Genomic DNA, 20786 nt, shown 5'->3' with positions numbered 1-20786 from the left:
GCCCCACGAAGGTGGTTGTAGCCGCTGCCGAGGTACGAGGCTGCGATGCGTGTCCGCAGGACCGCCTCGGGGCCTCGTACCTCGGCAGCAGCTACAGATATTTGAACCCTTATGGTTGATCGCAGGCCTTCGCTTGCCGCTAGGGTCCCCGCTCTTTAGACTTACGCCTCATTTAAACGAGAGCAGGGTCGATGCCAACTGCCTTTCCCCCCGATTCTGTTGGACTGGTCGTGCCCCAAGTGGCGCACTTCAGCGAACCTCTGGCCCTGGCCTGCGGCCGTTCGCTACCGGCCTACGACCTGATCTACGAAACCTATGGCCAACTGAACGCCACGGGCAGCAACGCCGTGCTGATCTGCCACGCCCTGTCCGGCCATCACCACGCTGCGGGCTTCCACAGCATGGACGAGCGCAAGCCCGGCTGGTGGGACAGCTGCATCGGCCCCGGCAAGCCCATCGACACCAACAAGTTCTTCGTGGTCAGCCTGAACAACCTCGGCGGCTGCAACGGCTCCACTGGGCCGAGCAGTATCAACCCGGAAACCGGCAAGCCATTTGGTGCCGACTTCCCGGTATTGACGGTCGAAGACTGGGTTCACAGCCAGGCGCGCCTCGCCGATGTACTGGGCATCGCCCAATGGGCGGCGGTGATCGGCGGCAGTCTCGGCGGCATGCAGGCCCTGCAATGGACCATCACCTACCCGGACCGCGTCCGCCATTGCCTCGCCATCGCCTCGGCCCCCAAGTTATCGGCACAGAACATCGCCTTCAACGAAGTGGCGCGCCAGGCGATCCTGACCGACCCGGAGTTCCACGGCGGTTCGTTCCAGGAACAAGGTGTGATCCCCAAGCGCGGGCTGATGCTGGCGCGGATGGTCGGGCACATCACCTACCTGTCGGATGACTCCATGGGCGAGAAGTTCGGCCGTGGCCTGAAGAGCGAGAAGCTCAACTACGACTTCCACAGCGTCGAGTTCCAGGTCGAAAGTTACCTGCGTTATCAGGGTGAAGAGTTTTCCGGACGTTTCGACGCCAACACTTACCTGCTGATGACCAAGGCCCTGGATTACTTCGACCCGGCCGCCAACTTCGACGATGACCTGGCGAAGACCTTCGCCCATGCCACGGCCAAGTTCTGCGTGATGTCGTTCACCACCGACTGGCGCTTCTCCCCGGCCCGTTCGCGAGAGCTGGTGGACGCGCTGATGGCCGCCAGGAAAGACGTCTGCTACCTGGAGATCGATGCACCGCAAGGCCACGACGCCTTCCTGATCCCGATCCCGCGTTACCTGCAAGCGTTCACCCACTACATGAACCGCATAGAACTGTGAGAACGCCATGAGAGCCGACCTGGAAATCATCCAAGACTGGATCCCCGCCGGCAGCCGCGTGCTCGACCTGGGTTGCGGCGATGGCGAACTGCTGAGCTGGCTGCGAGACAACAAGCAGGTCACCGGCTATGGCCTGGAAAACGACCCGGACAACATCGCCCAGTGCGTGGCCAAGGGCATCAACGTGATCGAGCAGGACCTGGACAAGGGCCTGGGCAACTTCGCCAGCAACAGTTTCGACATCGTGGTCATGACGCAGGCGCTGCAAGCCGTGCATTACCCGGACCGGATCCTCGACGAAATGTTGCGGGTGGGTCGCCAGTGCATCATCACCTTCCCCAACTTCGGTCACTGGCGCTGCCGCTGGTACCTGGCCACCAAGGGCCGCATGCCGGTGTCGGACTTCCTGCCGTACACCTGGTACAACACGCCGAACATCCACTTCTGCACCTTCGAAGACTTCGAAGCGCTGTGCGGTGAGCGCGAAGCCAAAGTGATCAACCGCCTTGCGGTCGATCAACAGCACCGCCATGGGTGGGCGAGTAAGCTATGGCCTAATCTGTTAGGTGAGATCGGAATTTATCGAGTCCGCAGCCCGGGCCTGACCGACCATCAGATAGCCGTCTAACCACTTTCAAGGAGGACGATCATGAGTCGCCTGGCTGTTTTTCTACTCACCGCGTGCCTGGGCGTCAGCGCCATGGCCGCTGACGTTATCGACCCCAGTCGCCAGAAAGACTTTGGCGACATCACTGTGCACTACAACACGTTTACCTCCAGCTTCCTGCAACCCGATGTGGCTCAGGCCGTTGAATTGGTGCGCAGCAAAAACAAGGGCGTGATCAACGTGTCCGTGATCAAGGGCACCGAGCCGGTTGTGGCGCAGGTCACCGGCACCATCAAGGACCTGAGCGGCAAGACCGAGATGCTGACGTTCAAACAAATCACCGAAAAAGGTGCGATTTATTACCTCGCCCAATACCCGGTGCCGCAGCAGGAAGTCAGAATTTTCACGATCAACGTTGAAACCGGCGGCAAAGCCCACGGTTTCAGTTTCAACCAAGAACTGTTTCCGGCCGACAAATGAACCTGACACAACTCGTACTGGCCAGCCATAACGCCGGCAAACTCAAAGAACTCCAGGCCATGCTCGGCGAATCGGTGCATCTGCGCTCGATTGGCGAGTTCAGCAGCGTGGAGCCTGAAGAAACCGGCCTGTCGTTCGTCGAAAACGCCATCCTCAAGGCCCGTAATGCTTCACGCATTTCCGGCCTGCCGGCACTGGCTGATGACTCGGGCCTGGCAGTGGACTTCCTTGGCGGCGCGCCAGGTATCTACTCGGCACGCTATGCCGACGGCCAGGGCGATGCGGCGAACAACGCCAAACTGCTGGACGCGCTCAAGGATGTACCGGACGCCGAACGCGGTGCGCAGTTCGTTTGCGTGCTGGCCCTGGTGCGTCACGCCGATGACCCCCTGCCTATCCTGTGCGAAGGCCTGTGGCACGGGCGCATCCTGCATGCAGCCAGCGGCGAGCACGGTTTTGGTTATGACCCGTTGTTTTGGGTGCCGGAGCGCAGTGTGTCCAGCGCAGAGCTGAGCCCGGCCGACAAGAATCAGATCAGCCACCGCGCCCGCGCAATGGTTTTGCTGCGCCAGCGTCTGGGACTGAAATGACACAGAACACCTCTGCGCAGCCACTGATCCTCGGTGGCGCGCAAACACCTCGGGCGGCCCTGCCTCACTTGCCGCCCCTGGCGTTGTACATCCACATCCCGTGGTGCGTGCGCAAATGCCCTTATTGCGACTTCAACTCCCACACCGCCAGCAAAGTGCTGCCGGAAGAAGAGTATGTGGACGCGTTACTCGCCGATCTCGATCAGGACCTGCATGCGGTTTATGACCGTGAACTGAGTTCGATATTCTTCGGTGGCGGCACGCCGAGCCTGTTCAGTGCCGCGGCGTTGGGACGCCTGCTCAAGGGTGTGGAAGCACGTATCCCGTTTGCCAGCGACATCGAGATCACCCTGGAAGCCAACCCAGGGACGTTCGAACAAGAGAAGTTTGTGGCCTACCGCAAGCTGGGGATCAATCGGCTGTCGATTGGCATCCAGAGCTTCCAGCAGGAAAAACTCGAGGCTTTGGGCCGCATCCACAACGGTGACGAAGCCGTGCGTGCCGCCGACATGGCGCGCCAGGCCGGGTTTGACAACTTCAACCTGGACCTGATGCACGGTTTGCCCGATCAGTCCCTGGACGACGCCCTGGATGATCTGCGCCAGGCCATCGCCCTCAAGCCAACGCACCTGTCCTGGTATCAGCTGACCCTGGAACCCAACACCGTGTTCTGGAACCAGCCGCCGACCCTGCCGGAAGACGACACCCTGTGGGATATCCAGGAAGCTGGCCAAGCGTTGCTCGCCGAACACGGTTACGCCCAGTACGAAGTCTCGGCCTACGCCCAATCGGGCCGACCGGCACGACATAACCTCAATTACTGGAGCTTCGGCGACTTTATCGGCATTGGTGCCGGCGCCCACGGCAAACTCAGTCACCCGGACGGGCGGATCGTGCGCACCTGGAAGACTCGGGCACCCAAGGACTACCTCAACCCGACAAAAAGCTTCCAGGCCGGAGCGAAAGAGCTCACCAATGAAGAGCTGCCCTTCGAGTTCCTGATGAACGCCCTGCGCCTCACCGACGGCGTCGAAGCCAGGCTGTACGCCGAACGCACCGGCCTCGACCTGGCCAGCCTCGACGAAGCCCGTACGGATGCAGAACAAAGTGGCTTAATGCAGGTCGAACCGTCACGCCTTGCGGCCACTGACCGTGGGCAACTCTTTCTCAATGACCTGCTGCAGAAGTTTTTGAGCTGATTGGCTCTTAAGGAAATCGAATGGATCTGGTACTCGACCTGCTCGCCACGGTATCCCGCTGGAGCCGCAGCAACCTGTCGGAAATCTCTCTGGCCCTTGTCGGCTGCCTGCTGGTGCTATTCGGCGCCGATATCAAAGGTTGGGTCGAAGCGCGCCTGGGCAGCATCGCCGGCGCCTTGCGCGTACCGTTGATGGCCCTGCTGTGCATGATCGGCAGCGGCGCTGCGCTGATCTACGCCACACCGTGGATTGTTCGGGGATTGAGTCAGTTCAACAACTACAGTCTGGCGCCGGTGTTGTTGGTGGTGCTGGTGTTGATTGGCGTAGTAGCAGACCGCCGCTGACCTGAAACACAACACAAAACAAATGTGGGAGCTGGCTTGCCTGCGATGCAGACACCTCGGTGTATCAGTGATACTGAGGCGATGCTATCGCAGGCACGCCAGCTCCCACACTTTCATTGCATTTCAAGCTGATGGACTTATCAGTCCAGCTTCTCGAACTTCAAATCCCAAACCCCATGCCCGAGTCGCTCGCCGCGACGTTCGAACTTGGTGATCGGTCGCTCGGTCGGGCGCGGGACGCATTTGCCGTCTTCGGCCAGGTTGCGGTAGCCAGGGGCTACGTCCATCACTTCCAGCATGTACTCGGCATACGGTTCCCAGTCGGTGGCCATGTGCAGAATGCCGCCGACCTTGAGCTTGCTGCGCACCAGTTCGGCGAAGGAAGCCTGGACGATGCGGCGCTTGTGGTGACGGCTCTTGTGCCATGGATCCGGGAAAAACAGCATCAGGCGATCGAGGCTGTTGTCGGCGATGCAACGGTTGAGTACTTCAATCGCATCACAATCGTAGACCCGCAGGTTGGTCAGGCCCTGAGTGAGCACGCCATTAAGCAGCGCACCCACACCCGGACGGTGTACTTCAACACCGATAAAGTCCTGCTCCGGCGAGGCCGCCGCCATTTCCAGCAACGAGTGGCCCATGCCGAAACCGATTTCCAGCGACCGTGGGGCCGAACGGCCGAACACCTGGTCATAATCCACTGGCGCGTCGGCCAGCGGCAGGACGAACAACGGCGTGCCCTGCTCCAGGCCCTTTTGCTGGCCTTCGGTCATGCGACCGGCGCGCATCACAAAACTCTTGATGCGGCGGTGCTTGGACTCGTCGCCTTCTTCCACAGTGTTCGGCGTTTCGTTTGATTCAGTCATCAATGGCTCTTACTTGATCAGACCATCCAGCGGCGAGGAGGCGCTGGCGTAAAGTTTTTTCGGCATGCGCCCGGCGAGGTACGCCAGGCGGCCGGCGACGATCGCGTGTTTCATGGCTTCAGCCATCATGATCGGTTGCTGCGCATGGGCGATGGCCGAGTTCATCAGCACCGCATCACAGCCCAGTTCCATGGCAATGGTGGCATCGGACGCAGTGCCGACACCCGCATCCACCAGTACCGGAATCCTGGCTTCTTCGAGGATGATCTGCAGGTTGTACGGGTTGCAGATGCCCAGGCCGGAACCGATCAGACCGGCCAGCGGCATCACCGCGATGCAGCCGATTTCCGCCAATTGACGGGCAATGATCGGGTCATCACTGGTGTAGACCATCACCTCGAAGCCTTCCTTGACCAGGGTTTCGGCGGCCTTGAGGGTTTCGATCACGTTGGGGAACAGGGTTTTCTGGTCGGCCAGCACTTCCAGCTTCACCAGGTTGTGGCCGTCGAGCAGCTCACGGGCCAGGCGGCAGGTGCGCACGGCCTCGATAGCGTCGTAGCAACCAGCCGTGTTCGGCAAGAAGGTGTAGCGATCCGGCGACAGCACTTCGAGCAGGTTCGGCTCGCCTTCGATCTGGCCGAGGTTGGTGCGGCGCACGGCGAAGGTGACGATCTCGGCACCTGAGGCTTCGATGGCCTGACGGGTTTCTTCCATGTCACGGTACTTGCCGGTACCCACCAGCAAACGCGACTGGTAAGTACGACCGGCCAGGACGAAGGGCTTGTCGCTACGAACGATGCTCATGGGAAATCCTCGAAATGGGGTGAGGTTCTGCAGAATGCGGGTGGGCGCGCTTGAGCGCCGAACGGCTAGCCGCCGCCGATGGCGTGGACCACTTCGACCTGATCACCTTCGGTGAGCGTGGTCTCGGCGTGCTGGCTACGCGGGACGATATCCTGGTTGAGCTCCACTGCGACGCGACGCCCGGTCAAGTCCAGACGGGTCAGCAGGGCCACAACGGTTTCACCGTCGGGCAGTTCAAAGGATTCGCCGTTCAACTGAATGCGCATGCCACGGGCCGCCATCGTTTTTAGGGGCCAGCATTCTAGCCCGATCGACGTTGTTGACCCAAGCCCCTTGGTCAGGCGACCTGCAAGCGCCAGGCCGTCAGCCCCAGGAAGAACCAACCGATCAGGAACGCCAGACCGCCAAACGGGGTGACAATCCCGAGCTTGCTGATACCGGTGAGGGTCAACAGGTAAAGGCTGCCGGAGAACAGCAGGATTCCCACTGTAAACGCCACGCCCGCCCACAGGACCAGTCGCCCCTGAATATGGGCGGCCAGCAGCGCCACGCCGAACAGTGCCAGGGTATGCACCAATTGATAGGTGACCGCCGTATGAAAGATCGCCAGATAGTCGGCACTCAAGCGGTTTTTCAGGCCATGGGCAGCAAAAGCACCGAGCGCAACACCGGTGAAACCGAAAAAGGCAGCCAGCATCAGAAAGCCACGCAGCATGAGGAACTCCAGTCAGACTCATTGGGCAGGGTCTGTATAATGGCCCGCTCAAACGCTCCGGCCAAGCCATCTCTATGCTGCGTCTCCTCTTCAGTCGTTTTCTCAAAGCCGTGAAATGGTTCGCCATCGCCAGCGTTTTGCTGGTGCTGCTGTTTCGTGTGGTACCGCCACCGGGGACCGCGCTGATGGTTGAGCGCAAGGTCGAATCGTGGATCGACGGCGAGCCCATTGACCTGCAACGCACCTGGAAACCCTGGGATGAAATCTCCGATGACCTGAAAGTGGCGGTCATGGCCGGTGAGGACCAACGCTTTCCCGAACATTGGGGCTTTGATTTCGGCGCGATCCAGGCGGCGTTACTGCATAACGAGCGTGGTGGATCGATTCGCGGCGCCAGTACCCTGAGCCAGCAGGTGTCGAAGAACCTGTTTCTGTGGGCTGGCCGCAGCTATTTCCGTAAGGGTCTGGAAGCCTGGTTTACCGGCCTGATCGAGATTTTCTGGCCCAAGCAGCGAATTCTTGAGGTGTACCTCAATAGCGTGGAGTGGGATGAAGGCGTGTTCGGCGCCGAAGCAGCGGCCCGGCATCACTTTGGGGTGAGTGCCAAGGCGCTGACCCGCCAGCAGGCCAGCTATCTGGCAGCGGTACTGCCTAACCCGCGGGTGTGGAGTGCCAGCCATCCGACGACTTATGTGTCGCAGCGAGCGGGTTGGATCCGGCGGCAGATGAGCCAATTGGGCGGGGATAGCTACCTGATCGGGCTCAATGATTCGCGCAAGGCACCTTGGGCGGATTGACCTGTACTGGATATCCAACTGCAGAACCCGGATCAATTGTGGGAGCTGGCTTGCCTGCGATGGGGACCTGCCAACCAACATATTTACTGAATGACATACCGCTATCGCAGGCAAGCCAGCTCCCACATTGGACGGTGCCGGATTTGAAGCTTTCGAACACAAACAAAAATGCCCTGATCTTTCGATCAGGGCATTTTTTTGTCACTTCGCTGCTGGTTAAGCGGCGATCGATAGCTTCAACTTATTCATCGCACTTTTCTCGAGCTGACGAATCCGCTCGGCCGATACGTTGTACTTCTGCGCCAGGTCGTGCAGCGTGGCTTTTTCTTCTGCCAGCCAGCGCTGGTAGAGGATGTCACGGCTGCGGTCGTCCAGCACTTCGAGTGCTTCGTGCAGGTTGTGGTTGGAGTTGTCGCTCCAGTCAGCGTCTTCCAGTTGACGTGCCGGGTCGTACCGGTGGTCTTCCAGGTAGTTGGCCGGCGATTGGAAGGCGCTGTCGTCGTCCGCTTCTGCGGCCGGGTCGAAGGCCATGTCATGGCCGGTCAGGCGACTTTCCATCTCGCGCACTTCACGAGGCTCTACACCGAGGCTTTCCGCCACACGATGCACTTCCTCATTGTTCAGCCACGCCAGGCGTTTCTTCTGGCTGCGCAGGTTAAAGAACAGTTTGCGCTGGGCCTTGGTGGTCGCGACTTTCACAATGCGCCAGTTGCGCAGGATGAACTCGTGGATTTCCGCCTTGATCCAGTGCACAGCGAACGATACAAGGCGCACACCCATTTCCGGGTTGAAGCGCTTCACGGCTTTCATCAAGCCAACGTTGCCTTCCTGAATCAGGTCAGCCTGGGCCAGGCCGTAGCCGGAATAGCTACGGGCAATATGTACAACAAAACGCAGGTGGGCGAGCACCATCTGCCGAGCCGCCCCCAAATCCTGCTCATAGTAGAGACTCTCGGCCAGTTCACGCTCCTGCTCGGGCGTCAGCAAAGGAATGCTGTTGACCGTGTGCACATAGGCTTCCAGGTTTGCGCCCGGGACCAGTGCATATGCAGGTTGCAAAGAAGTGGTCATACGAAAAAACCTCCGACTCACATAACTCGTGCTTTTCAGCACTGCGAAAAATTGACCGAGAACCGTAGGACAAGTTCCCTAAACCACTGACACGGCCAATAGAAACGAAACCACATTAATCTGACATTAACTATTTCGGTGCCAACTCGCGTAAATGCCGTGCGACCGCAATCCAAGCACCGATATACCCCAACAACACCGCGCCAAGCAAGAGCGACAGACCATCGGCAACCGGCACACCCGCCAAGGCAAAATCACTGCCATACAAGCCAGCCAGCCCGACCACTGCGTCGTTCAGCCAATCCAGGCCAAACGCCAACACGCCCCAGGACAAGATCCCGGCACCAAAGCCATACAACGCGCCCATATACAGAAACGGACGACGTACATAGCTGTCCGTGCCGCCGACCAGTTTAATCACTTCTATCTCGGTGCGACGGTTTTCAATATGAAGACGAATGGTATTGCCTATCACCAAAAGTAATGCAGAAACCAGCAACACCGTCAGGCCGAAGACAAACCGGTCGCCCAGCTTGAGAATCGCCGCCAGACGCTCAACCCAGACTAGATCAAGTTGCGCCTGTTGCACCTTGGGCATCTCTGCGAGTTTTTGTCGCAGGGCTTCAAGGGTCGGTTTGTCGACTTCATTGGGCGTCACCAGCACTACGCCGGGCAGCGGGTTTTGTGGCAACTCCTTGAGCGCCTCGCCCAGGCCAGACTGCTGTTGAAACTCCTCCAGCGCCTGATCACGACTGATGTATTCAGCATCGGCTACGCCAGGAAGGCCCTTGATCTCTTCAACCAGGGCCTCGCCTTCCTTGGAACTGGCATCCAGGTTCAGGTACAGGGAAATCTGCGCCGCCCGCTGCCAGGAACCGCCAAGGCGCTCCACATTATTAAGCAGCAGCGACAAACCCATCGGCAGGCTCAAGGCCACGGCCATCACCAGGCAGGTGAAAAAGCTGCCGATCGGCTGCTTGCCCAGGCGACGCAGGCTGTCGAGCAAGCTGGCGCGGTGACTTTCGATCCAGGCACGCACCAAGGTGCCAAAGTCCGGGCCATCGTCTTCGTCGCGCTTTTTCTTTTGCGGTTGCGGGTCGGCCGGTTTAGGTGCGACACGTTCGGAAACTTTTGGACTGCGTGTAGCACTCATACCCCAGCCTCCCCGTCACCAATCAGGCGACCGCGTTGCAGGGTCAGCATGCGATGGCGCATGCGGGCGATCAGCGCCAGGTCGTGGCTGGCGATCAGCACACTGGTGCCCAGGCGGTTGATGTCTTCGAACACACCCATGATTTCTGCCGCAAGGCGAGGGTCGAGGTTACCGGTGGGCTCATCCGCCAGCAGCAAGGCCGGACGGTGGACGATGGCGCGGGCGATACCGACGCGCTGTTGCTGGCCAGTGGACAGATCGCCAGGGTACAGGTCGGTTTTGTCCGACAGCGCCACGCGTTCCAGGGCCGAATCCACGCGTTTGATGATTTCCGCCTTGGACAGCCCGAGAATCTGCAAAGGCAAAGCGATGTTATTGAACACCGTGCGATCAAACAGCAACTGGTGGTTCTGGAACACCACGCCAATCTGGCGGCGCAAAAATGGAATTTGCGCATTACTGATGGTGGACAGATCTTGCCCAGCCAGCAGCAATTTGCCAGTGGAGGGTCGCTCCATGGCCAGCAGCAGGCGCAACAACGTACTTTTACCGGCACCCGAATGGCCGGTGACGAACAAGAATTCGCCACGACGCACCCGGAAACTCAGCTCATGCAAGCCGACATGCCCGTTGGCATAGCGTTTACCGACCTGTTCGAAACGAATCATGAACGCTCCCGCTCGGCAAAGAGTGCCTGTACAAAGGGTTCGGCTTCAAAAGTGCGCAGATCGTCGATGCCTTCACCGACGCCGATGTAACGAATCGGCAACCCGAACTGTTTGGCCAGGGCGAAGATCACGCCGCCCTTGGCCGTGCCGTCGAGCTTAGTCAATGCCAGGCCAGTCAGTTGGACCGTCTGGTGGAATTGTTTGGCCTGGCTGATGGCGTTCTGGCCGGTGCCGGCGTCCAGCACCAGCAGAACCTCGTGCGGCGCATCGGCGTCCAGCTTGCCCATCACCCGGCGCACTTTCTTCAACTCTTCCATCAAGTTGTCTTTGGTGTGCAGGCGACCGGCGGTATCGGCGATCAGTACGTCAATGTTACGAGCCTTGGCAGCCTGCAGCGCATCGAAGATCACCGAGGCAGAATCGGCACCGGTGTGCTGGGCGATCACCGGGATCTTGTTGCGCTCGCCCCAGACTTGCAGTTGTTCCACGGCGGCGGCACGGAAGGTGTCGCCGGCAGCGAGCATGACTTTCTTGCCTTCCAGTTGCAGCTTCTTGGCCAGCTTGCCGATGGTGGTGGTCTTGCCGGCACCGTTGACGCCAACCACCAGAATCACGAATGGCTTGCTCTGCGAAGTGACGACCAGCGGCGCTTCCACCGGCTTGAGCATCGCAGCCAGTTCGGCCTGCAAGGACTTGTAGAGGGCATCGGCGTCAGTCAGTTGCTTGCGCGCGACCTTCTGGGTCAGGCTCTGAATGATCACGGCGGTGGCTTCGACGCCCACGTCTGCGGTCAGCAGTCGGGTTTCAATGTCTTCCAGCAGTTCGTCATCGATGGTCTTCTTGCCCAGGAACAGGCTGGCCATGCCTTCGCCGATACTGGCGCTGGTCTTGCTCAAGCCTTGTTTGAGGCGGGCGAAGAACCCGGTTTTGCTGGTTTCGACGGGAGCGGCTGGCTCTTCAATGATGGCGGGCGCTGCGACCACAACAGGAGCGGCGACAGGCTCGGCCACAACAGGCGCAGGCATCTCGACGACCGGCGGCTCTTCAGCCACAGCAGCCACCAGCTCCACGACAGCTGGAATCGGCGGCGTCACGTGCTCGGCCTGCTCATCCTCGACCAGCGCCACCGGTTCTTCCGCCACCGGCAACACCAGCCACGGTTTGTGTTCAGGCTCCGGCTCAGCCACCGGCTGCAACACCGGTTCAGCCATCGGCAACACCACCGGCGCCGGCGCTTCGGCCACCGGCTCGGCTTCTGCTACCGGCTCAGGAATCGGTTCAGGTTGAGCGTGCGGCTGTTCGACGACGGTTTCCTGCGGCTTTTTGCGCAGCCATCCGAACAGGCCTTTCTTCTCGCCAGCCGCAGCTGGGGTCTTCTTGTCGTCGTTGGAACCAAACATGGAGGACGGCTATCTCAAGGTAGCGACGCGCCAAGGGGGCGCCTCGGTAAATAAAATTCGATGCAGAACAGACTGTTTTTTAGCCAGCTTGTTCATGCGCAACATTCTGCGAGGCGAAAAAAGAGGCCTCAACAAATCGATTCAATATAGGGCTGAAGCGATAAAATCGGCGAAAAGTGGAAGATTGTCGGGGAAACCCACCGCTAACTCCACCATTCCTACGACTGAATCCGAAGCGATATGAGAGCCCCGGGTCTTATAGCCGTGGCCGCCAGTAAATCGGACCAGTATCCTAGCACCTCCTCGCCCGCCGACGCTAAGACCTAGCGGGCAGCTCAACAGGTTTAAAAACGAATGAATGCTCTAGCCCGCCGCGCCGCAGGCCTGCTGCTCAGCACAGTTTGTCTGCCCCTTTCAGCCCTGGCTGCCGACCCACAACCCACCCACGAATTCACCCTGGACAACGGCCTCAAGGTCGTCGTGCGCGAAGACCATCGCGCCCCGGTGGTGGTTTCCCAGGTCTGGTACAAGGTTGGCTCCAGCTACGAAACCCCAGGCCAGACCGGTTTGTCCCATGCCCTTGAGCACATGATGTTCAAAGGCAGCGCCAAGGTCGGCCCTGGCCAGGCCTCGCTGATCCTGCGGGACCTGGGTGCCGAAGAGAACGCATTCACCAGCGATGACTACACCGCCTACTATCAGGTGCTGGCCCGTGACCGCCTGGGCGTTGCCTTTGAACTGGAAGCCGACCGCATGGCCAGCCTGCGCCTGCCCGCCGACGAGTTCAGCCGCGAGATTGAAGTCATCAAAGAAGAACGTCGCCTGCGCACCGACGACAACCCGATGTCCAAGGCCTACGAGCGCTTCAAGGCCATGGCCTATCCGGCCAGCGGCTACCACACGCCGACCATCGGCTGGATGGCCGACCTGGACCGCATGAAGGTTGAAGAACTGCGCCACTGGTACCAATCCTGGTACGTGCCGAACAACGCCACGCTGGTGGTGGTCGGTGACGTCACCCCGGATGAAGTCAAAACCCTGGCCCAGCGTTACTTCGGCCCAATCCCCAAGCGTGACGTGCCGCCGGCGAAGATTCCCCTGGAGCTGGCCGAGCCCGGCGAACGCCTGTTGACCCTGCACGTACAAACTCAACTGCCGAGCGTGATTCTCGGTTTCAACGTACCAAGCCTGGCCACCACCGAAGACAAGCGCTCGGTCAATGCCCTGCGCCTGATTTCGGCGCTGCTGGACGGCGGTTACAGCGCGCGGATCCCGACTCAATTGGAGCGCGGTGAAGAATTGGTCTCCGGCGCTTCGTCCAGCTACGACGCCTACACCCGGGGTGATAGCCTGTTCACCCTGACCGCCACGCCAAACCAGCAGAAGAAGAAAACCGTCGCTCAGGCCGAAGCCGGCCTGTGGCGCCTGCTGGATGAGTTGAAAGCCAAGCCACCGACCGCCGACGAACTGGAGCGCATCCGCGCCCAAGTCATCGCCGGCGTGGTCTACGAGCGCGACTCCATTACCAGCCAAGCCACCGCCATCGGCTCGCTGGAGACCGTCGGCCTGTCCTGGAAGCTCATGGACACGGAACTCGCCGAGCTGCAAAGCGTGACCGCCGAAGACATCCAGAAAGCTGCACGCACCTATTTCACCCGCGAACGTCTCAGCGTCGCCCATGTTCTGCCTGAGGAGACCGCTCATGAGTGAACGTAAAAATAATCGCCTGGTGCTGCCCGGCCTGGTCGTTGTCACCCTGGCTGCCGCCTGTGCCGTCTACTTCCTGCGCCCGAACGACTCCGTTGCCAGCCAGGCGCTGGACCAGGTCAAGTCCGCCAACACCCTGCAATCCCTGGCCGAACTCGACGGCAAGGCCCCGACCAACCGCCAGCTCGACGTACAGACCTGGAACACCGCCGAAGGCGCCAAGGTACTGTTCGTCGAAGCCCACGAACTGCCGATGTTCGACATGCGCATCCTGTTCGCCGCCGGCAGCAGCCAGGACGGCAACACGCCAGGCGTGGCGTTGCTGACCAACGCGATGCTCAATGAAGGCGTGCCAGACAAAGACGTCAGCCAGATTGCTGCCGGTTTCGAAGGCCTCGGTGCTGACTTTGGCAATGGTGCTTACCGCGACATGGCGTTGGTGTCCCTGCGCAGCCTGAGCGACAGCGACAAGCGCGAGGCTGCCCTGGCACTGTTTGACGAAGTCATCGGCAAGCCGACCTTCCCCGCCGACTCCCTGGCGCGGATCAAGAACCAACTGCTGGCCGGCTTCGAATACCAGAAACAGAATCCCGGCAAACTGGCGGGCATCGAGCTGTTCAAACGTTTGTATGGCGATCATCCTTACGCTCATCCGAGTGAAGGCACCGCCCAAAGCGTTCCCGGCATTACCCTCGCGCAGTTGCGGGAGTTCCACGCCAAGGCCTACGCCGCAGGTAACGCAGTGATCGCGGTGGTAGGCGACTTGTCCCGCGCCGAAGCCGAAGCCATGGTGGCCAAGGTTTCCGCTTCACTGCCTAAAGGCCCGGCACTGGCGAAGATCGCCCAGCCGGTCGAGCCCCAGGCAGGCGTCAGTCATATCGAATTTCCCTCCAAGCAAACGCACTTGCTGCTGGCGCAATTGGGCATCGACCGTGCCGATCCGGACTACGCCGCGCTTTCCCTGGGCAACCAGATCCTCGGCGGCGGCGGTTTCGGTACCCGCCTGATGAGCGAAGTCCGCGAAAAACGCGGCCTGACCTACGGTGTCTACTCCGGTTTCTCGCCAATGCAGGTTCGTGGCCCGTTCATGATCAACCTGCAAACCCGCGCCGAAATGAGCGGCGGCACGCTACGCTTGGTGGAGCAGGTGCTGGCCGACTACCTCAAGACCGGCCCGACGCAAAAGGAACTGGACGACGCCAAGCGGGAACTGGCGGGCAGCTTCCCACTGTCCACCGCCAGCAACGCCGATATCGTCGGACAGCTGGGCGCCATGGGTTTCTACAACCTGCCGCTGAGCTATCTGGAAGATTTCATGAAACAATCCCAGGCCTTGACCGTCGAGCAGGTCAAAGCCGCTATGAACAAACACTTGAGCGCCGACAAGATGGTCATCGTGACCGCCGGCCCGACCATTGCGCAAAAGCCACTACCGCCCCCTACTGATAAACCCGCCGAGCAGCCGCTCGGGGTCCCGGAGCATTAATGGCCAGTCCATCCCGTCCCAAGAAACCTGTCCACAACGTCCATAACGGTGTGGGCCAACTGCGCATCATCGGTGGTGAATGGCGCAGCCGTAAGCTGAGCTTCCCCGATGTCGTAGGCCTGCGTCCGACGCCGGACCGCGTGCGCGAGACCCTGTTCAACTGGCTCGCGCCTTACATCGCCGGGGCCAAGGTGCTCGATCCGTTCGCCGGCAGCGGTGCGCTGTTCCTTGAAGCCCTGTCCCGTGGCGCCGCCCTGGGCCAGGCGCTGGACGCGAGCAACGTCGCCGTCGCCAGCCTCAAGGAACACCTGGGCACCCTGCGTTGCACCACCGGCCAGGTACAAACCGCCGATGCCTTGCGCTACCTGGAAACCCAGGAAGCCCGTGAATTCGACGTGGTGTTCCTCGACCCACCGTTCAACCAGAACCTGCTGCCAACTGTCTGCGCGCTGCTGGAGGAACGCCAGTGGCTGGCCGAAAACGCCTGGGTCTACACCGAAAGCGAAACCGCGCCGTCGACCCTGGGCCTGCCCGGCACCTGGCGCCTGCACCGGGAGCAAAAATCCGGGCGGGTGTATTACGCGTTGTGGCAACGTACGGCACAGAGCGCCGAATAATCGACTGACCGCTATTCCTGTGGCGAGGGGGCTTGCCACAACAAGCCCGCCCGCCACAGAGAATTTCATGAGCCCTTCTCCCGACCGCTTCACGCCCGCCTTCGGCCTCGGCAACCCGCACCTGCAAACGCTGTGGGGACCGCTGTGGCGCAAAACCACGCATATCGAACGTCGGCGCGAGCGGCTGTGGCTGGAAGATAGCGATTTCCTCGACCTCGATTGGCACGGTCCACATGACGCACAAGCACCACTGGTACTGGTGCTGCATGGCCTGACCGGCTCTTCCAATTCACCTTATGTCGCCGGCCTGCAAAAAGCCCTGGCAACTCAAGGCTGGGCCAGCGCCGCGCTCAACTGGCGCGGCTGCTCCGGCGAGCCCAACTTGCTGGCACGCAGTTACCACTCCGGCGCCAGTGAAGACTTGGCCGCCGCCATTGCTCACCTGCGCGCCAAACGCCCGTTAGCGCCGCTGTATGCCGTGGGCTACTCACTGGGCGGCAATGTGCTGCTCAAGCACTTGGGTGAAACCGGCGAAGCATCCGGGCTACAAGGCGCGGCGGCGGTGTCGGTACCGTTCCGCCTGGATCAATGCGCGGACCGTATCGGCCTGGGGGTTTCGCGGATTTACCAGAAGCATTTCATGCGTGAGATGCTCGCCTACATTCGGGTGAAACAGCGCCAGTTTCTGAAGGATGGCCGTGAAGAGGGGCTCAAAACCCTGGAGGACCTGGGCTCGCTGGAGAAGATGCGTACCTTCTGGGATTTCGACGGCCGAGTCACCGCGCCGCTGCACGGCTACCTGAGTGCCGAGGACTATTACCGCCGGGCATCGAGCCGTTATTTCCTCGGTGGCATTCGCACACCGACCCTGATTATCCAGGCTGCCGACGACCCCTTCGTGTTTGCCCACAGCCTGCCTGAGGCCAGCGAGTTATCGGCTTGCACCGAGTTCGAGCTGACGAGCAAAGGCGGCCATGTAGGGTTTGTCGATGGCACGCTGAAACAGCCTGGCTACTACCTTGAACGGCGGATTCCCCAGTGGTTGTCGGCGAAATACGGTTGATTGGGGCTACTCATGAATGTTTTGTAGCCGCTGCCGAGGTACGAGGCTGCGATGCGTGTCCGCAGGACCGCCCTTGGGGCCGCTACGTCGGAATGCCGCACCAAGCCCATCGCAGCCTCGTGCCTCGGCAGCGGCTACAGAAAGCTCGCTGCCTTTGGCTCAATCGCCTGTCGCGATCGCCCGCTGCGGATCGGTGATCCACTCACTCCACGAGCCGGCATACAGCTTGCCCAACGGATAACCCGCCAGACACAGGGCGAACAGGTTATGGCACGCCGTCACCCCAGAGCCGCAGTAGGCCACCAGCTCATCCGGCGAACGGTCTTGCAGCTTGGCCGCAAAGCGCTCCTTGAGCTGTTCAGCCGGCAGAAAACGGCCGTCGCTGCCCAGGTTTTCGTTGAACGCCGCACATTGCGCGCCAGGGATATGCCCGGCAATCGGGTCGATGGGCTCCACTTCACCGCGAAAGCGCGGCAAGCCACGGGCGTCGATCAGGGTCAGGCCTGGCTGGTCGAGACGCTTTTGCAGGTGTTCGGCATCCAGCAGCAAACGGTTGTCCGGCGTGCCTTTGAAAGTACCCGGTTCCATCACCAGTGCGTCCAGGCTCAGGGGAAAGCCTGCTGCGTGCCAGGCCTTCAGGCCACCATCGAGGATAAAGACCCCATCACGCTTGCCCAGCCAGGTCAGCAGCCACCACGCCCGCGCGGCATACGCACCGGGGCCGTCGTCATACAGAACGATCTCGCTATCGGAATTAACGCCCCAGGCGCGCAACTGCCGGATCAACGACTCCGGCGCCGGCAGCGGGTGACGACCCGTCACACCCTTGGTGACTGGCCCACTGAGGTGACGCTCCAGGTCAGCATACTGCGCACCTTCGATATGCCCTTCGGCATAGCTGCAAAGGCCGTAATCCGGGTCTTCCAGGGCAAAGCGACAATCAAGGATCACCAGAGCACCACGCGTCTGGCGCTCGGCCAGTTGCTGGGGGCTGATCAGTTGGGCAAGCGGCATAACGGACTCCTATGAAGGTATCAGGGGAAAATCCTACTTCACTTCTTCCAGCGCCTGATTCAACGGCACGTAAAACTCTTTGAACAACGCGTCCACGGCCTCTTTTGCCTGCGGGGTGATAAACCCGGCTTCCAGCACCAGCACCTGATACACCCCGCGTTTGATCGCTTCGGCGCTCAAATGGGTGGATTTTTCGTTGGTGGTGCACAGAAAACGCACCCAGGACGTAAGGATGATCCAGGCATTGAGGGTCAGGGCTTCGGTTTGCACCGGGTCCATGTTCAAGATGCCGGCATCGACAAAACCCTGGTAGATGGCGCCGCCCTGGATCAGGCAACGCTGGGAGAAACGCCGATAACCGGTGGCCAGCTCCGGGTCGCTCTCCAGCAGATGCTCAAGGTCGCGGTGCAAAAAGCGATAGCGCCACATGCCGGCCAGGACCGCCTGCAGGTAGAAACGCTTGTCTTCCACGGTCACGGCACGGCCCTGGGGCGGGCGCAGGAAGCTGTCCACCAGGGCTTCGTACTCACGGAACAGCACGGCGATGATCGCCTGCTTGTTGGGGAAGTGGTAGTACAGGTTGCCCGGGGAAATTTCCATATGGGCAGCGATATGGTTGGTGCTGACACTGCGCTCACCCTGCTGGTTAAACAGCTCCAGGCTGGTTTGCACAATGCGCTCGCTGGTCTTTACTCGTGGTGCCATGGGGGATCAGCTTCGATTACCAGTGGTGCGGGCATCTTACGGCCTATCCTTGTCTGGATAAATCCAAGTGTTGCTGCAATGTTATTTGACAATTTAGAGCAATGACTCTAAATACTGATGCATTCCAATAACAAACGGGACCTGCGCCATGTCTGCCAATGTAGCCTACCTGCAAGATTCTCAGGCGCTGGACCAGCTCCAGGACCTGTTCGATGCTCAACGTCTCGCCTACGCCGCCAACCCCATGCCGCCGGCTGCGCAGCGCCAGCAGTGGCTCAAGGCCCTGCGAGACTTGCTCAGCGATGAGCGCCAGGTGCTGATCGACGCCATCAGCAGCGATTTCAGCCACCGCAGCGCAGACGAAACCCTGTTCGCCGAACTGATGCCGAGCCTGCACGGCATTCACTACGCCAGTAAGCACCTCAAGGGCTGGATGAAACCTTCCCGCCGCGCGGTAGGCATCGCCTTCCAACCTGCGTCGGCCAAGGTCATCTACCAACCCCTGGGCGTGGTCGGGGTGATCGTGCCCTGGAACTACCCGCTGTATTTGGCCATTGGCCCGCTGGTGGGCGCGTTGGCCGCCGGTAACCGGGTGATGCTCAAGCTCAGCGAATCCACGCCAGCCACCGGGCAGTTGCTCAAGGCCCTGCTGGCGAAGATCTTCCCCGAGGACCTGGTGTGCGTGGTACTCGGCGAGGCCGAAGTGGGCATGGCGTTCTCCAAATTGCGCTTCGATCACCTGCTGTTCACTGGCGCTACTAGTGTCGGTAAGCATGTGATGCGCGCCGCAGCCGAAAATCTGACCCCTGTGACCCTGGAGCTGGGCGGCAAGTCGCCGGCCATTGTTTCCGCCGATGTACCGCTCAAGGATGCGGCCGAACGTATCGCCTTCGGCAAGGCGCTGAACGCCGGGCAAACCTGTGTCGCACCGGACTACGTGCTGGTGCCGGAAGACCGTGTCGACGGTTTCGTCGAGGCCTACAGCAAAGCGGTTCGCGGTTTCTACCCGACCTTGAGCGACAACCCGGACTACACCGCCATCATCAACGAACGGCAATTGGCCCGGCTCAACGGCTACATCAAGGACGCCACCGACAAAGGCGCCACCCTGGTCCCGCTGTACGACCAAAGCCAGGCACGACGTATGGCCCACAGCCTGCTGCTGAATGTCAGCGACGAGATGACCGTGATGCAGGACGAGATCTTCGGCCCGGTATTGCCCATCGTGCCCTATCGCGGCCTCGACCAGGCCTTTGCCTACATCAACCAACGCCCTCGCCCGCTGGCCCTGTATTACTTCGGCTACAACAAGGCCGAACAACACCGCGTGCTCCACGAGACCCACTCCGGTGGTGTGTGCCTGAACGATACCTTGCTGCACGTGGCCCAGGACGACATGCCCTTCGGCGGCATCGGTCCGTCGGGCATGGGCCATTACCACGGTCACGAAGGCTTCTTGACGTTCAGCAAGGCCAAGGGCGTGCTGGTCAAACAGCGCTTGAACGCGGCGAAACTGATTTACCCGCCGTACGGCAAATCCATCCAGAAGTTGATTCAAAAGCTGTTTGTCCGCTAACAACCCACTGCGGGATAACAATAAGAATGAACCCTAGCCTGACTGAAACACCGGGGCTGTCGCGGCGCGGCGTCCTGAAAATCGGCCTGTGTGCCAGCGCCTTCCTGGCCACTGCCGGCCTGGGTGCCAGCCTCAGCGGTTGCTCCAGCAGCACGCCGGCCAGTGGCTTTGCCATGTTGCGCAGCAGTGACCTGCCCTTTCTGCGGGCGGTAATCCCGGTACTGCTGGAAGGCGCCGCCACGGCCGAAGTGGTTGCCGCCGGTATTGATGACACCCTGAAAAAGCTCGACTACAGCCTGCAACACCTGTCGCCGGAGATGTTCAAGCTGACCCAGCAGTTGTTCGACGTGCTGGGTATGGCGGTCACCCGCGGACCGTTGACCGGCGTGTGGGGCAGTTGGGAAAACGCCAGCAGCGAGCAGATCCGCAACTTCCTGCACCGTTGGGAGAACAGCTACCTGAACCTGCTGCGCATGGGCCAGGGGTCGTTGCTCAAGCTGGTGATCATGGCCTGGTACTTCCGACCCGAGTCCTGGGCCCATTGCGGCTACCCCGGCCCACCGAAAATCTGATCTGCACCTTCATAAAAACAA

At 60.6% G+C, this 20786-nt stretch carries 23 protein-coding genes; 13 read left to right on the top strand and 10 right to left on the bottom strand.

Annotation, left to right across the window (positions count from 1 at the left end):
• Positions 1–191 precede the first annotated feature (191 nt).
• From metX to GNF76_RS13875, 6 genes are read left to right on the top strand one after another with little or no spacing between them, the layout of a single operon-like run.
• Entirely contained in the window at positions 192–1331 is a 1140-nt protein-coding gene (metX, locus tag GNF76_RS13900) for a homoserine O-succinyltransferase MetX (protein ID WP_155583719.1), read from the top strand.
• A gap of 7 nt (positions 1332–1338) precedes the next feature.
• Entirely contained in the window at positions 1339–1959 is a 621-nt protein-coding gene (metW, locus tag GNF76_RS13895) for a methionine biosynthesis protein MetW (RefSeq protein WP_155583718.1), read from the top strand.
• Between the two features lie 21 nt (positions 1960–1980).
• On the top strand, positions 1981–2418 hold the full coding sequence (locus tag GNF76_RS13890) for a DUF4426 domain-containing protein (RefSeq protein ID WP_155583717.1): 438 nt from the start codon (positions 1981–1983) through the stop codon (positions 2416–2418).
• Complete coding sequence (rdgB, locus tag GNF76_RS13885) at positions 2415–3008, top strand: RdgB/HAM1 family non-canonical purine NTP pyrophosphatase (RefSeq protein WP_155583716.1); 594 nt, start codon at positions 2415–2417, stop codon at positions 3006–3008. Before GNF76_RS13890 ends, rdgB begins: the two co-directional genes overlap by 4 nt.
• Complete coding sequence (hemW, locus tag GNF76_RS13880) at positions 3005–4207, top strand: radical SAM family heme chaperone HemW (protein ID WP_155583715.1); 1203 nt, start codon at positions 3005–3007, stop codon at positions 4205–4207. Before rdgB ends, hemW begins: the two co-directional genes overlap by 4 nt.
• 20 nt (positions 4208–4227) lie before the next feature.
• A complete protein-coding gene (locus tag GNF76_RS13875) occupies positions 4228–4551 on the top strand; it encodes a DUF3392 domain-containing protein (RefSeq protein WP_034116244.1) in 324 nt (107 codons plus the stop codon).
• A gap of 140 nt (positions 4552–4691) precedes the next feature.
• On the opposite strand, the gene trmB is transcribed toward GNF76_RS13875, so the two are convergent.
• The 4 genes from trmB to GNF76_RS13855 all read right to left on the bottom strand — a co-directional run bounded on the left by trmB (position 4692) and on the right by GNF76_RS13855 (position 6936).
• The gene (trmB, locus tag GNF76_RS13870; protein WP_155583714.1) at positions 4692–5417 is read right to left on the bottom strand and encodes a tRNA (guanosine(46)-N7)-methyltransferase TrmB; all 726 of its coding nucleotides are present in this window, start codon (positions 5415–5417) and stop codon (positions 4692–4694) included.
• Positions 5418–5426: 9 nt separating this feature from the next.
• Positions 5427–6221, bottom strand: coding sequence for a thiazole synthase (locus GNF76_RS13865; protein WP_155583713.1), 795 nt, complete (start codon positions 6219–6221; stop codon positions 5427–5429).
• A 65-nt stretch (positions 6222–6286) separates the two neighbouring features.
• The gene (thiS, locus tag GNF76_RS13860; protein ID WP_218585292.1) at positions 6287–6487 is read right to left on the bottom strand and encodes a sulfur carrier protein ThiS; all 201 of its coding nucleotides are present in this window, start codon (positions 6485–6487) and stop codon (positions 6287–6289) included.
• A 71-nt stretch (positions 6488–6558) separates the two neighbouring features.
• Positions 6559–6936, bottom strand: a complete 378-nt coding sequence (locus GNF76_RS13855; protein ID WP_155583711.1) for a DUF423 domain-containing protein — start codon at positions 6934–6936, stop codon at positions 6559–6561.
• Positions 6937–7010: 74 nt separating this feature from the next.
• On the opposite strand from GNF76_RS13855, the gene mtgA reads away from it, so the two are divergent.
• Complete coding sequence (gene mtgA / locus GNF76_RS13850) at positions 7011–7733, top strand: monofunctional biosynthetic peptidoglycan transglycosylase (RefSeq protein WP_155583710.1); 723 nt, start codon at positions 7011–7013, stop codon at positions 7731–7733.
• 216 nt (positions 7734–7949) lie between these two features.
• Here mtgA and rpoH read toward each other — a convergent pair whose 3' ends face one another.
• The 4 genes from rpoH to ftsY form a co-directional block, all read right to left on the bottom strand.
• The gene (gene rpoH, locus GNF76_RS13845; protein WP_003176698.1) at positions 7950–8804 is read right to left on the bottom strand and encodes an RNA polymerase sigma factor RpoH; all 855 of its coding nucleotides are present in this window, start codon (positions 8802–8804) and stop codon (positions 7950–7952) included.
• Positions 8805–8934: 130 nt separating this feature from the next.
• Entirely contained in the window at positions 8935–9957 is a 1023-nt protein-coding gene (gene ftsX / locus GNF76_RS13840; protein WP_155583709.1) for a permease-like cell division protein FtsX, read from the bottom strand.
• Positions 9954–10625 (bottom strand): cell division ATP-binding protein FtsE, encoded by a 672-nt coding sequence (gene ftsE / locus GNF76_RS13835; protein WP_155583708.1) that lies wholly within the window; start codon positions 10623–10625, stop codon positions 9954–9956. The genes ftsX and ftsE overlap by 4 nt, the downstream gene beginning before the upstream one ends.
• Positions 10622–12025: a signal recognition particle-docking protein FtsY gene (ftsY, locus tag GNF76_RS13830; RefSeq protein ID WP_155583707.1), complete on the bottom strand. Its 1404-nt coding sequence runs from the start codon at positions 12023–12025 to the stop codon at positions 10622–10624. Before ftsY ends, ftsE begins: the two co-directional genes overlap by 4 nt.
• Positions 12026–12379: 354 nt before the next feature.
• On the opposite strand from ftsY, the gene GNF76_RS13825 reads away from it, so the two are divergent.
• From GNF76_RS13825 to GNF76_RS13810, 4 genes are all read left to right on the top strand, one after another.
• On the top strand, positions 12380–13735 hold the full coding sequence (locus GNF76_RS13825) for a M16 family metallopeptidase (protein WP_155583706.1): 1356 nt from the start codon (positions 12380–12382) through the stop codon (positions 13733–13735).
• Positions 13728–15218 (top strand): M16 family metallopeptidase, encoded by a 1491-nt coding sequence (locus tag GNF76_RS13820; protein ID WP_155583705.1) that lies wholly within the window; start codon positions 13728–13730, stop codon positions 15216–15218. The genes GNF76_RS13825 and GNF76_RS13820 overlap by 8 nt, the downstream gene beginning before the upstream one ends.
• Positions 15218–15835, top strand: a complete 618-nt coding sequence (gene rsmD, locus GNF76_RS13815) for a 16S rRNA (guanine(966)-N(2))-methyltransferase RsmD (protein WP_155583704.1) — start codon at positions 15218–15220, stop codon at positions 15833–15835. Before GNF76_RS13820 ends, rsmD begins: the two co-directional genes overlap by 1 nt.
• 67 nt (positions 15836–15902) lie before the next feature.
• The gene (locus tag GNF76_RS13810) at positions 15903–16898 is read left to right on the top strand and encodes a hydrolase (protein WP_155583703.1); all 996 of its coding nucleotides are present in this window, start codon (positions 15903–15905) and stop codon (positions 16896–16898) included.
• A 159-nt stretch (positions 16899–17057) separates the two neighbouring features.
• Here GNF76_RS13810 and GNF76_RS13805 read toward each other — a convergent pair whose 3' ends face one another.
• Complete coding sequence (locus GNF76_RS13805) at positions 17058–17912, bottom strand: sulfurtransferase (RefSeq protein WP_155583702.1); 855 nt, start codon at positions 17910–17912, stop codon at positions 17058–17060.
• 33 nt (positions 17913–17945) lie between these two features.
• Positions 17946–18617, bottom strand: a complete 672-nt coding sequence (locus GNF76_RS13800; protein WP_155583701.1) for a TetR/AcrR family transcriptional regulator — start codon at positions 18615–18617, stop codon at positions 17946–17948.
• A gap of 148 nt (positions 18618–18765) precedes the next feature.
• Here GNF76_RS13800 and GNF76_RS13795 point away from each other — a divergent pair, with 148 nt between their 5' ends.
• Both GNF76_RS13795 and GNF76_RS13790 read left to right on the top strand, forming a co-directional pair.
• Entirely contained in the window at positions 18766–20193 is a 1428-nt protein-coding gene (locus tag GNF76_RS13795) for a coniferyl aldehyde dehydrogenase (protein ID WP_155583700.1), read from the top strand.
• 26 nt (positions 20194–20219) lie between these two features.
• Positions 20220–20765 carry a twin-arginine translocation pathway signal protein gene (locus tag GNF76_RS13790; protein ID WP_155583699.1) on the top strand — a complete coding sequence of 182 codons (546 nt, stop codon included), beginning with the start codon at positions 20220–20222 and terminating at the stop codon, positions 20763–20765.
• Positions 20766–20786: the final 21 nt, after the last annotated feature.

It is taken from the genome of Pseudomonas spelaei, assembly GCF_009724245.1.
GTDB lineage: Bacteria > Pseudomonadota > Gammaproteobacteria > Pseudomonadales > Pseudomonadaceae > Aquipseudomonas > Aquipseudomonas spelaei.
Note: the sequence above shows the minus strand (reverse complement) of the source record. Positions and strands in the feature narration are given on the sequence as shown.

What these genes read in the sequence shown, in the direction of transcription:
- metX (WP_155583719.1), top strand. Translation starts at nt 192, where the DNA reads ATGCCAACTGCCTTTCCCCCCGATTCTGTTGGACTGGTCGTGCCCCAA.
- metW (WP_155583718.1), top strand. Translation starts at nt 1,339, where the DNA reads ATGAGAGCCGACCTGGAAATCATCCAAGACTGGATCCCCGCCGGCAGC.
- GNF76_RS13890 (WP_155583717.1), top strand. Translation starts at nt 1,981, where the DNA reads ATGAGTCGCCTGGCTGTTTTTCTACTCACCGCGTGCCTGGGCGTCAGC.
- rdgB (WP_155583716.1), top strand. Translation starts at nt 2,415, where the DNA reads ATGAACCTGACACAACTCGTACTGGCCAGCCATAACGCCGGCAAACTC.
- hemW (WP_155583715.1), top strand. Translation starts at nt 3,005, where the DNA reads ATGACACAGAACACCTCTGCGCAGCCACTGATCCTCGGTGGCGCGCAA.
- GNF76_RS13875 (WP_034116244.1), top strand. Translation starts at nt 4,228, where the DNA reads ATGGATCTGGTACTCGACCTGCTCGCCACGGTATCCCGCTGGAGCCGC.
- trmB (WP_155583714.1), bottom strand. Translation starts at nt 5,417, where the DNA reads ATGACTGAATCAAACGAAACGCCGAACACTGTGGAAGAAGGCGACGAG.
- GNF76_RS13865 (WP_155583713.1), bottom strand. Translation starts at nt 6,221, where the DNA reads ATGAGCATCGTTCGTAGCGACAAGCCCTTCGTCCTGGCCGGTCGTACT.
- thiS (WP_218585292.1), bottom strand. Translation starts at nt 6,487, where the DNA reads ATGCGCATTCAGTTGAACGGCGAATCCTTTGAACTGCCCGACGGTGAA.
- GNF76_RS13855 (WP_155583711.1), bottom strand. Translation starts at nt 6,936, where the DNA reads ATGCTGCGTGGCTTTCTGATGCTGGCTGCCTTTTTCGGTTTCACCGGT.
- mtgA (WP_155583710.1), top strand. Translation starts at nt 7,011, where the DNA reads ATGCTGCGTCTCCTCTTCAGTCGTTTTCTCAAAGCCGTGAAATGGTTC.
- rpoH (WP_003176698.1), bottom strand. Translation starts at nt 8,804, where the DNA reads ATGACCACTTCTTTGCAACCTGCATATGCACTGGTCCCGGGCGCAAAC.
- ftsX (WP_155583709.1), bottom strand. Translation starts at nt 9,957, where the DNA reads ATGAGTGCTACACGCAGTCCAAAAGTTTCCGAACGTGTCGCACCTAAA.
- ftsE (WP_155583708.1), bottom strand. Translation starts at nt 10,625, where the DNA reads ATGATTCGTTTCGAACAGGTCGGTAAACGCTATGCCAACGGGCATGTC.
- ftsY (WP_155583707.1), bottom strand. Translation starts at nt 12,025, where the DNA reads ATGTTTGGTTCCAACGACGACAAGAAGACCCCAGCTGCGGCTGGCGAG.
- GNF76_RS13825 (WP_155583706.1), top strand. Translation starts at nt 12,380, where the DNA reads ATGAATGCTCTAGCCCGCCGCGCCGCAGGCCTGCTGCTCAGCACAGTT.
- GNF76_RS13820 (WP_155583705.1), top strand. Translation starts at nt 13,728, where the DNA reads ATGAGTGAACGTAAAAATAATCGCCTGGTGCTGCCCGGCCTGGTCGTT.
- rsmD (WP_155583704.1), top strand. Translation starts at nt 15,218, where the DNA reads ATGGCCAGTCCATCCCGTCCCAAGAAACCTGTCCACAACGTCCATAAC.
- GNF76_RS13810 (WP_155583703.1), top strand. Translation starts at nt 15,903, where the DNA reads ATGAGCCCTTCTCCCGACCGCTTCACGCCCGCCTTCGGCCTCGGCAAC.
- GNF76_RS13805 (WP_155583702.1), bottom strand. Translation starts at nt 17,912, where the DNA reads ATGCCGCTTGCCCAACTGATCAGCCCCCAGCAACTGGCCGAGCGCCAG.
- GNF76_RS13800 (WP_155583701.1), bottom strand. Translation starts at nt 18,617, where the DNA reads ATGGCACCACGAGTAAAGACCAGCGAGCGCATTGTGCAAACCAGCCTG.
- GNF76_RS13795 (WP_155583700.1), top strand. Translation starts at nt 18,766, where the DNA reads ATGTCTGCCAATGTAGCCTACCTGCAAGATTCTCAGGCGCTGGACCAG.
- GNF76_RS13790 (WP_155583699.1), top strand. Translation starts at nt 20,220, where the DNA reads ATGAACCCTAGCCTGACTGAAACACCGGGGCTGTCGCGGCGCGGCGTC.